Consider the following 10,169-nt stretch of genomic DNA (forward strand, 5'->3'; position numbering starts at 1 on the left):
GACGACGGCGATGCCGTCGTCCTCGTTCGACAGGGTGATCTCGTCGGCCACGGCCTTGAGTTCGGGATGGGCGTTCGCCATCGCGACGCCGTGGGCGGCCCAGTCGAACATCGGGATGTCGTTGGGCATGTCGCCGAAGGCGATGGTGTCCGCCGGCCGCAGCCCCAGATGCTCGGCGGCCAGCGCCAGGCCCGTCGCCTTGGTGACGCCGCACGGCTGGAGTTCGACCGTGCCGGGCCCCGACATCGTCACCGTCGCCAGTGAGCCGACCACCGAACGGGCCGTCGCCGCCAACTCGTCGTCCGTCAGGTAGGGATGGCGCAGCAGCACCTTGCTGATCGGCTCGCCCCACAGGTCGTCGCGCCGGTCGACCCGCACCGCCGGCAGGGTCGGGTGCGGCATGAGATAGCCCGGCTCGATGAGCGTGAGCCCGTCGACCCCGTCCTGGTCGACCGCGGCGTACACCTGCCCCACCTCGGCCTCGATCTTGCCGAGCGCGGTCTCCGCCAGTTCCCGGTCCAGGGTGATGGACCACAGCAGCCGGTCCGCGCCGGCGTCGTACACCTGCGCGCCCTGTCCGCACACCGCGAGCCCCGTGCAGCGGAGGTCGTCGAGGAGCGGTCGCACACGCGGCGCCGGCCGGCCCGTCACCACGAGGTGCTGGGCACCGGTGTCCGCCACCCGCGCGAGCACGGCGAGCGACCGGTCGGAGAGGGTGTCGTCGCCGCGCAGCAGCGTTCCGTCCAGGTCGGTGGCGATGAGTGAATATGCGATGGGTGCGGCCATGATCTGAGAATACGGACAGCGCGCCCCTTCGTTTCATCGCGCCGTGGACACCGATTGCCCGGTTGAAGGCCTCTGTACCAGTTGGCAACAACATGGTCCGCTACCTACCCGCGAGGCCGTCTCGGGCGGTACCTTCCAAGTGTCCAGGGGGGACTTGATCGGGGGGTCAGGTTGAGCAGTGGGCGCATTCGCGTGGCTGGGCCCGGGGAGCTCGGCGAAGGGGAGAGGGAGCGCTGGCGCGCACTGCGCGCTGCCTCCGAGGCACCGCGCAACCCCTTCATGGAACCGGAGTTCACCGAAGCCGTCGGCCTGGTGAGGCCGCAGGCACGGATCGCGGTGGTGTACGAGGGGCTGGAGCCGGTCGGCTTCCTGCCCCATGAACGGGGCCCGTTGGGCCAGGGCCGGGCGATCGGGCTCGGCGTCTCGGACGCGCAGGGGGCGATCCTGCGGCCGGGCCTGGACCTGGACACGGGCCGGCTCCTCAAGGCGTGCTCGGTGTCGAGCTTCGCCTTCGACAACCTGGAGGCCGAGCAGCGGCTGTTCGTCCGGTACGCGGCCGAGGAGCACGCCACCTACGTCATCGACGTGGAGAAGGGCTACGAGACGTACGAGTCGGTGCTGCGCGCCCAGTCGCCGAAGTTCCTGAAGACCACCCTGGCCAAGGAGCGCAAGCTGGGCCGGCAGGCCGGCGAGCCGCGGTTCGTGTTCGACGAACGCGACCCGGCCGCGCTGCGCACCCTCATGGAGTGGAAGTCGGCGCAGTACCGCAGGACAGGCCGGCAGGACCGCTTCGCACGGGAGTGGATCACCCGGCTCGTGGGACGGCTGGCCGGGACCCGGGCACCGGAGTGCGCCGGCACGCTGTCCGTGCTGTACGCCGGGGAGCGGCCCGTCGCCGCGCACTTCGGACTGCGCTCGGCATCCGTCCTGGCCTGCTGGTTCCCGGCCTACGACCCGGAGTTCGCGAAGTACTCGCCGGGTCTGGTGCTGCATCTGCGCATGGCCGAGGCGGCGGCCGCCGAGGGCATCGGCATGCTCGACCTGGGGCGGGGCGCGGCGGAGTACAAGGACGCGCTGAAGACGGGCGAACTGCCCGTGTACGAGGGTGCGGTGACGCGGCCCGGGGCGGGCGCGGCGCTGCACTGGCTGAGCCGCGAGCCGGCGCGCCGCGCGCACAGTTTCGTCCGCGGCAGGCCGCGGCTCGCGGCGCTGGCCGCGCGGACCCTGAAGGGCGCGGCCCGGCTGCGCCGTACCTGACACGAGTGGGGGGTGAGGGGCGCATGGCTCGTTCGGCGCGTGCGCAGGAGGAGATACGGCGGTTCCTGGACATCGGGGCGGTGCAGGTCGCCGAGTTGGACCTCGACGGTGACGAGGCGGTGCTCAGACCCGGTCCGGGCAGCCCGCCGGTGACGCACGGCGAGGTGTTCGTGCTGGTCCGCAGGGGTGGGCGGCCCGTGGGCACGCTGCTCGGGCGGGTACCGGAGGGGGCTGACGCGCGGGTTGTGCTGGCGGAGCGGGCGCGGGCGGAGTGTGCGCCCCTTCCTGCCGCGCGCGCGGACGCCGGTGAACCCAGTGCGCCCGGTGAGCCTCCGTACACCAGTGTCGTCGTCGCGACCCGGGAGCGGGCCGGGCAACTGGCCCGTGCGCTGGACTCGCTGCTGGCGCAGGACCATCCGCGGTTCGAGATCGTCGTCGTCGACAACGCGCCGGTGACGGACGAGACGCGGGAGCTGGTGGAGCGGAAGTACGCCGAGCGCGTGCGGTACGTGTGCGAGCGGGTGCCCGGCCTCGCGGTCGCGCACAACGCGGGTCTCGCGGCCGCAGGGGGCGAGGTGGTCGCCTTCACCGACGACGACGTGGTCGCCGACCCGCGCTGGCTGACCGAGCTGACCGCGCCCTTCGCCGCCGACGCCGGACTCGGTTGCGTCACCGGGCTGATCCTGCCCGCGCGGCTGACGACCCCGGCCCAGGTACTGCTGGAGAGCCACGGCGGCTTCGCGAAAGGCTTCACTCCAAGGATGTACGACCCGGCGCGTCCGCCGGGCGACGAACCGCTGTTCCCCTTCACGGCGGGGCGGTTCGGCTCCGGCGCCAACATGGCGTTCCGTACGGCGGTGCTGCGTTCCGTCGGCGGTTTCGACCCGGCCACCGGTGCCGGTACGGCCGCCCGGGGCGGCGACGACCTCTACGGCTTCGTCCGTGTCCTGGCCCAGGGACACCGGCTGCGCTACACGCCGTCCGCACTGGTGTGGCACCACCACCGGGAGACCTGGCAGGACCTGGAGACCCAGGCGTACGGCTACGGCGCCGGGCTCACCGCCTATCTGACCGCCGTGCTGGTGAACCGCCCCGTGCTGCTGCCGGCGTTCCTCGCGCGGCTGCCCCGCGGCCTCGCCCACGCCCGGACGCTGACGGCCGTACGCGAGACGGAGGGGGGCGGGGCGCCGGGCGACCACGACGTGCGGACGCATCCCTGGCCGCGACGGCTGTCGCGGTTGCAGCGCAGGGGGATGCTGTACGGGCCCCTCGGCTATGTGCGGGCGCGGCGGGCGCTGCGCGCGACGGTTCGCGCGACTGCTCGCGCGACTGCTCGGGGGACTGTTCGGGGGACTGTTCGGGGGGCGAGATGAGGACGTCGGCGCGTACGCGTGGTGAGGGGCCGATATCGCCCTCGGGCGCCCCGGCCATCCCCGTCTTCCTGTACCACGCCGTGATGGACGACCCGCCCGGCTGGATCGCCGAGTTCACGGTCACGCCACGGCAGTTCGCGGCCCACCTCGACGCCCTCGCGGGCAGCGGCCGTACGCCCGTCACGATCAGCGCGGTCGCCGACCACCTGGCCGGGCGGGCGCCCCTGCCGCCCCGGCCCGTGCTGCTCACCTTCGACGACGGCTTCGCCGATCTGCCCGGCCCGACCGCCGAGACGCTGGCCGACCGCGGGCTGCCCGCCACCGCCTATCTCACCACCGGCGCCATCGCCCCGGGCGGCCGCAGTCTGCTGCCCCCCGCCCCGATGATGACGCTGGACCGGGCGGCGGAGCTGGAACGTTCCGGCATGGAGATCGGCAGCCACACCGTCACCCACGCACAGCTCGACACCCTGTCCGGCAAGGACCTGGCGTACGAACTGCGCACGTCGAAGGCCGTGCTGGAGGACGCCCTCGGACACGAGATCCGCCACCTCGCCTATCCGCACGGCTACAACAGCCCGCGGGTGCGGGCCATGTCGGCCCGGGCCGGCTACGAGACGGCGACCGCCGTACGGCACGCGCTCAGCTCCGATCACGACGAGCGGTACCGCATAGCCCGGCTCATCGTCCGGCGTACCCACACCGTCGCCGACGTCGAGGGCTGGCTGGCGGGGGCGGGCGCGCGGGTCGCGCCGTACCGCGACGGGCCGAAGACGATCGCGTGGCGCTGGTACCGGCGGGCCCGTGCCGTCGTGCACGGGCCCGAGTTCGCGGGCTGACCCGGCTGACCGGTGTGCTACTTGAGCGGCTGGTTCAGGTACGGGTCGGCGGCCGCCTTGCGCAGGCTGTCCCAGGCCGCGTCGTTCGCCAGCGCCAGGTTGCAGTGCGGTCCGGGGTCGCGGTAGTTCCACTGGAGGGCGGCCTTGACGCCCTCCAGGCCCTTCAGCACCCCGGGCACCTGCGCGTACCACTCGGCCTGCCGCTGCGGGCGGGCCGAGTCCACGGCGGTGCCGAACTCGGAGAGCATCAGTGGCTTGTCGTCGGAGATGTTCTCGCGGATCCAGTCGTGCGCGGTGTTCTGGGTCTGCGCGAAGGACATCCAGCCCGTGTTGTGGCAGCGGTAGTAGTTGTACTGGTTGTAGCCGATCCAGTCGACGTACTCGTCGCCGGGATACATCCGCTTCATCTCGTCGGCGTGGTCGAGATAGCCGGTGGTGATCCACGTCCACACCACGTTGTCGACGCCCAGCTCGCGGAACCGGTCGTGGATGTGCCGGTACGCCTTCACGTACTCGGCGGGGGTGCCGTTGGCCGGGGTGCGGGTGTCCATCTCCAGGTCGAAGGAGAGGAAGACCTTCTTGCCGTAGTCCTTGACGCGCTCGGCCTGGACGTCGATGACCTTGTCGTCCAGCTCGCCGGACGCGATCTGCTTCCAGGTCGGCTGCTGCTTCTTCGTACCGCCCCACCACTTGCTCTCCCAGGACAGCAGCAGCAGGTGGTCCTCGCCGACGCGCTGTTCCTCCGGGGTGAGGAGCTGCCCCTCGCGGCGGGTGCCCTGGGGCAGCGACATGTCGTGGTACGTGTACACGATGTCCAGCTCGCGGCGCACGCGTTTCTCGTAGGCGCGCACCTTCTCGGGCAGGTCGCCGCGTTCGTGCGGCACGAACGCGCCGAACCAGGCTCCGCAGGGCGGTTCCAGGAGTGCCGTGGGACGGCAGTCCGCGTCGGAACCGGCTCCTTGGGGGTCCGGTCCGGAGGCGTCCCGGAGGGCGAGTACGCCGACCAGGACCGCGCTGACGACCGTGGCGGACGTGATCAGCAGACGGCGCCGGCTCGATGCGAACGGGCCGGCGGCCGGCCGCTCGGTCCTGACCGGATCGCGGCGAAAGGGACGGTGGCGTCGGTGGGGACGGTGGGGACGGTTGAACCTCACTGAGCGGAACCCTTCGGTGTACTCGGCGTCGTCCTCGGCTGCGGGGAGGCGCGCAGCGGCGGACAGAACGCGGCGAGCGTGGTCAGCAGAGTCAGTGTCAGCAGCACCCGCTGCGCGCTGAAGGTGTGCGTGGCGATCAGTACGGTCGCGACGAGCATCACGGCACCGATGCTCATGAACAGCACCAGCATCAGCCGCTCCAGCAGGTCGGAGTGGCGTGCGAAGTCCGGGTCTCGGCGCTCGACGGGCCCTTCGGCGGGCCGCGCCCCCAGTGCGGGGGCGCAGACTCTGACCATCGCCGCGCCCGGGCCCGCGGCCAGGAAGAGGACGACCGCGGCACCCCGCAGCGGCGATCCGCCGGGCAGGGCGAGCGCGGCGAGCGCGAGCCAGCCGCCGAACGGCGGCAGCATCCGGACCACGAGATCCTGCGGTGTCATCGCTCCGCTCCCCCAGCCTGCTTCAGTACGTAGAGCCATCCGGCGCTGTTCTGCGCCACGAGCCGGAACCGCGGTGAGGCGGCGACGGACTTCCGGACACGGTCGAGCTGCGCCCCGGTGAGCTGGCCGTTCATCTCGGAGTTGGCCAACTGTCCCTGGGTGAGCAGGAAGTAGGCCCGGGCCGGCCGCTCCACCCCGGCCATGTCACTGGCGAGCGTGGCGGCCGGCTGCTGGACGATCCGGTCGACGTGACTGCGGGCGTCGTCGAGGAACCAGTAGTGGTCGACGCTCCAGTAGGAGTCGTACGCGAGCGGGTAGTTGCGGTTGGCGGCCACGACGAGCGAGCCGTCGGGCGCCTGGTCGAAAAGCTGCCGTACGAGGGCCACTTCCTGCGGCGGGAAGTAGTTGATCCGGTCCTTGCCCGAGTAGGCCGGGACGAACGCCAGGGTTCCGCCGAGCAGTGCGGCCAGCGGCACCCAGACACCGAGCCGGCGTCGCCCGCCCTCGGCGGGGGCGGGCTGCCGGGCGCCGGCTTCCCGCGCGGCTGCGTCGGCGGCCAGCGTGCGGACCTTGGGCAGCAGCGCCGCGGCGGCGAAGAACGCGGCGCCGGGCAGCATGAAGAGCAGCACCCGGAAGATCATCTCGCTGCCGTAGCTGCTGGCCGCGAACATCGGCAGCGGGGCCGCCGCGATCAGCAGCAGCGGCCGGGCCCGGTGCCGCAGCACCCGTTGGCGCAGCACACCGACGGCCGCGAACAGCAGGACGGATCCGGACAGCAGCCGGGCCGCCCAGGAGGTCGCGATCGCTCCGGTGCCGGTCGGGGTGGCGCCGTACCCCGTCTCGACGTTGGCGCCGACGTCGCCGACGGAGCGGATCATGTCCGGCATCGCGGCGGACAGGAAGGGCAGCGCCGCCGTGAGACACCAGGCCAGGAAGATCACGACGGTCGTGACCACCGGGACCCAGTCGCGGTAGCGGCGGCTGACGCACAGGGCGAGCAGGCAGACGACCAGCATGCCCGGGGTGAGCTGGTGGGAGATGACGATCGCCACGAGCATGACGGTGATCACCACCGTCCATACGGCCTGCCGGGGCTGCCCGCGCCGCACGGCGGACCGGCCGAAGCGGCGCAGGACGACGGCCAGCACGCCGACATGCAGCGCGTAGGCCACGGACTGGGGCGAGAAGTAGTCCTGCCCGACCCAGTTGGCGACGTAGAAGAGCCAGACCGCGGTCCAGATCAGCCGCCGGTCCTCGGTGAAGGTGCGGTAGATCAGCAGCAGCGGGAGCAGCAGCATCAAGCTGGAGGCCAGGGGCCACCAGGCCATGAACATCGCGGCCGAGTCCACGCCCAGCAGCCGCACCAGGGCGGCCTGGGCGGCGAAGAAGCCCGGCCACTGGTCGTACACCGCCATGTCGCCGACCTGGTCGGCCGTTTGCAGACCGCCGGCCGTCAGCAGATGGTCGATGACCGCCTCGTGCTTCCACGCCCAGGCATACAGCGGGGTCGGGTAGACCACGGCCTGGGTGGCCCGCTCCATCACCAGCAGCCCGAGGACGTACGCCGCCGCCCAGCCGCCCCGCCGGCGCGGATCGCGCACGGTGAACCAGAAGCCGGTGGTGAGCACCGCGAGGCCCGCCCAGAAAGTGGGGTGCAGCGCGGTGACCAGGCCGTAGTCGTCGAGCCGCGAGACATCGGTGTGCCGCACGGCGTACACCCAGAGGGCGAGCGCGGCGAACAGCGGCACGCCGGGCCAGGCGAGGGCCCGGCGCCCGGGCCAGACGGGAGGCAGATCGGACAGGTCCGTCACGGGCTCATGGGCGGGGCTCGACGACTCCGAGGAAGAGGGGCTGGAGGACTGGCTGGAGGTCTCGGGGCGGGGAGCCGACGAGTCCGCTTCGTCCCGGGCAGGTGTGGGTTCTGGCGCGGATCTCTCCCGTGGAGTTGCTCGCGGACGCACGGTGGTTCCCCCCTGGCGATTCGGCTCTGTTCGACTCTGTTCGGCGCCGGATCGTGTCGGTTCGGCGCTGGATCGTGATCAGTCGCTGGGCCGGCGGCTCGGTGGTCCGCCGGCCGGTCGGTTGGATATGGAGCGGGAGCGCGTCCACGCCGACGCGGCGCGGCGGAGCAGCAGAAGCAGGACGAGGACGGCGAGCAGGGGCGGCGCGACGGGTGCGAGCGCGTCGCGCCACACCCAGCCGCCGACCGCGACGAGATACAGAACCCCCCAGCGCCCCGGCCACGTCAGCCGCCCGCCCGCGCTCGCGAGCAGCAGCCACAGCGGCACGAGGCACAGCAACTGGCAGACCGGCGGCGCCCAGCGCAGCAGCGGCTCGGGCCCGTCGAGCCCCAGCGTGTCCGCGAGGAAGCCGGCCGTCTTCTCATACAACGCCCCGTCCACCGGCCGCGGTTCCCGCCCGAGGGCGACCGGTGCGGTGTACAGGGCGAGCACGGCGGCGTACAGCGCCGTGCCGGGCAGCCACGGGTCGCGCCGGGTGCACAGCGTGAGGGCGGCGACGAACACCACGAGCAGCAGGCCCCCCGCGGTGAGCGAGGGCAATGGCAGCCCCTCCAGCAGCTCACGCCCGGTCAGTGCCGCTTCGGAGGCGTCGTCGAGCCAGGGCAGGTCGCGCAGCGGTGCCAGGAAGAAGACGGCGGCGACACCGAGCAGGCTCCACAGGGCGCCTCTCAGCCGCCGTTCCTGTGGCTCCCGGTCCGTGAGCGGTTCCCCGGTGTCGTGTGGTGGTGCTCCGGACTCGCGCGGTAGTGCTCCGGCCTCGTGCGGTGGTTCTCCGGGCTCGTGCGGTGGTTCCCGGGACGGCACCTCCGGCCGCACGATCAGCGCCAGCGTGTCCGCCTGCAACGCCTCGCGCTCGTACCCCGGCCGGCCGATGAACAGCGTGACCGTGTCCTGGTCACCGTCCTTGGGCTGGTACGCGGCCCGGCGCGCCCAGGTCGTGCCGTACCCGGCGGTGGCGTTGAGTTTGGCCCAGCGGGTGCCGTAGGAGGGGTCGGCGGGGGTGCGGACGGCGGGCGCGCTGTCGTTGTGGCGCAGTGCCGCGCGGAGCCCGACCGTGGAGACGACGGCGATCAGCGTCATGCTCAGCAGCACCGCCCAGCCGGCGCCCGCGATCCCGGCCGGGGTGAACAGCACGGCCGCGCTGCCCAGCACCAGGGCGCACATGGCACCTTGGAGCGCCGCAAGCACACCCGTGCGCCCCTGGACGCGCAGTACGCCGATGTACAGCTCCACCACGACCCGCGGCAGCGCGCCGAGGGCGAGCAGCCGCAGCACGGTCGAGCCGTGCTCGGCGTAGTCCGGGCTGAACGGCGTGAGGATGTACGGGGCGAAGAGGACCAGCACCAGCACGACCGGGACCAGCAGCAGCGTCATGCGCCGCAGTGCTCCCCGGACGCCGTCGGCGAGCTGGCGCGGGTCGTGCGAGGCGTGCGCGGTGAGGGACGAGGCCATGTTGATGGCCATGAACTCCATCGTGCCGCCGACGGTGTACGCCACGTAGAAGTAGCCGTTCTCCGCGGCGCTGAAGCGGACCGCGACCATCACCGGCAACAGGTTGATCATGGCCAGGCTGAACAGCGCGCCCAGCGAGTCCCCGGCCAGGAAGCGGCCCATGTCGCGGAGTTTCGGAGGTTCCTTCTCGCGGTCGTGGTCCGCCTGGCGCGGGATGAGCTTGCGGAAGATCAGCCAGCCCAGGGGCAGGGTGGAGAAGGCGATCGCCACGGCCCAGGACACGAAGATGCCGAGGACGGGCAGCGTGCCGGCGAAGACGGCCAGCAGGGCCAGTTTCCCGACCGAGAACACCGCGTTCCCGGCGGGCACCCACTCCGCCTTGCGCAGTCCGGTGAGCACGCCGTCCTGGAGGGTGAGCAGCGCCCAGGCCACGCACGCCGCGACGAACACCGCCCCCGCGAAGGGTGTGCCCAGGGGGGCGTACGACGCTCCCCAGGCGTCGAGCGTGAGCAGGAAGACGGCGGCCGCGAGCGCCACGATCAGCGAACTGGCCACGTACGTGCCCCACACCAGGCGCCCGGTCTCCCGTCCCGCGCGCGGGACGAAGCGCACGACGGCCCCGATCATCGTCGTCGCCGTGATGCTGGCGAGCAGCCGCATCGCGGCGATCGCGGCGGAGCCCTGACCGACGGCCTCCTCGGAGTAGTAGCGGGCGGCCACCAGCCAGAATCCAAGGCCCAGCACGGCGGACACACCGGTGCTGAGCATGAGGAAGTAGGCGTTCTTGAACAGCGAGTCGTGCGTGTGGTCGCTGTCGGCAGGCTCGAGCCCGCCCCCTCCGGCGCGCGTG

Annotated in this window: 8 protein-coding genes; 3 read left to right on the forward strand and 5 right to left on the reverse strand. The window is 72.4% G+C overall.

Translation table 11 applies throughout. From position 1 onward, the window contains the following. A partial coding sequence (locus ACFTZL_RS33765) for an HAD family hydrolase (protein ID WP_382590731.1) occupies positions 1-786 on the reverse strand: 786 nt, incomplete at its 3' end. A 186-nt stretch (positions 787-972) separates the two neighbouring features. On the opposite strand from ACFTZL_RS33765, the gene ACFTZL_RS33770 reads away from it, so the two are divergent. The 3 genes from ACFTZL_RS33770 to ACFTZL_RS33780 all read left to right on the forward strand — a co-directional run bounded on the left by ACFTZL_RS33770 (position 973) and on the right by ACFTZL_RS33780 (position 4,255). Further along, complete coding sequence (locus tag ACFTZL_RS33770; RefSeq protein WP_382590746.1) at positions 973-2,043, forward strand: GNAT family N-acetyltransferase; 1,071 nt, start codon at positions 973-975, stop codon at positions 2,041-2,043. A gap of 23 nt (positions 2,044-2,066) precedes the next feature. Then, a complete protein-coding gene (locus tag ACFTZL_RS33775) occupies positions 2,067-3,416 on the forward strand; it encodes a glycosyltransferase (RefSeq protein WP_382590733.1) in 1,350 nt (449 codons plus the stop codon). Positions 3,417-3,499: 83 nt separating this feature from the next. Then, the gene (locus tag ACFTZL_RS33780) at positions 3,500-4,255 is read left to right on the forward strand and encodes a polysaccharide deacetylase family protein (RefSeq protein ID WP_382590749.1); all 756 of its coding nucleotides are present in this window, start codon (positions 3,500-3,502) and stop codon (positions 4,253-4,255) included. A gap of 17 nt (positions 4,256-4,272) precedes the next feature. On the opposite strand, the gene ACFTZL_RS33785 is transcribed toward ACFTZL_RS33780, so the two are convergent. The 4 genes from ACFTZL_RS33785 to ACFTZL_RS33800 form a co-directional block, all read right to left on the reverse strand. Next, on the reverse strand, positions 4,273-5,409 hold the full coding sequence (locus tag ACFTZL_RS33785; RefSeq protein WP_382590735.1) for a glycosyl hydrolase: 1,137 nt from the start codon (positions 5,407-5,409) through the stop codon (positions 4,273-4,275). Beyond that, complete coding sequence (locus tag ACFTZL_RS33790; protein WP_382590737.1) at positions 5,406-5,846, reverse strand: hypothetical protein; 441 nt, start codon at positions 5,844-5,846, stop codon at positions 5,406-5,408. The genes ACFTZL_RS33785 and ACFTZL_RS33790 overlap by 4 nt, the downstream gene beginning before the upstream one ends. Beyond that, positions 5,843-7,657, reverse strand: coding sequence for a glycosyltransferase (locus ACFTZL_RS33795; RefSeq protein ID WP_382590740.1), 1,815 nt, complete (start codon positions 7,655-7,657; stop codon positions 5,843-5,845). Before ACFTZL_RS33795 ends, ACFTZL_RS33790 begins: the two co-directional genes overlap by 4 nt. 228 nt (positions 7,658-7,885) lie before the next feature. Next, a partial coding sequence (locus ACFTZL_RS33800; protein WP_382590743.1) for a lipopolysaccharide biosynthesis protein occupies positions 7,886-10,169 on the reverse strand: 2,284 nt, incomplete at its 5' end.

This window comes from Streptomyces sp. NPDC056948 (genome assembly GCF_042674225.1).
Taxonomy (GTDB): domain Bacteria; phylum Actinomycetota; class Actinomycetes; order Streptomycetales; family Streptomycetaceae; genus Streptomyces; species Streptomyces purpurascens.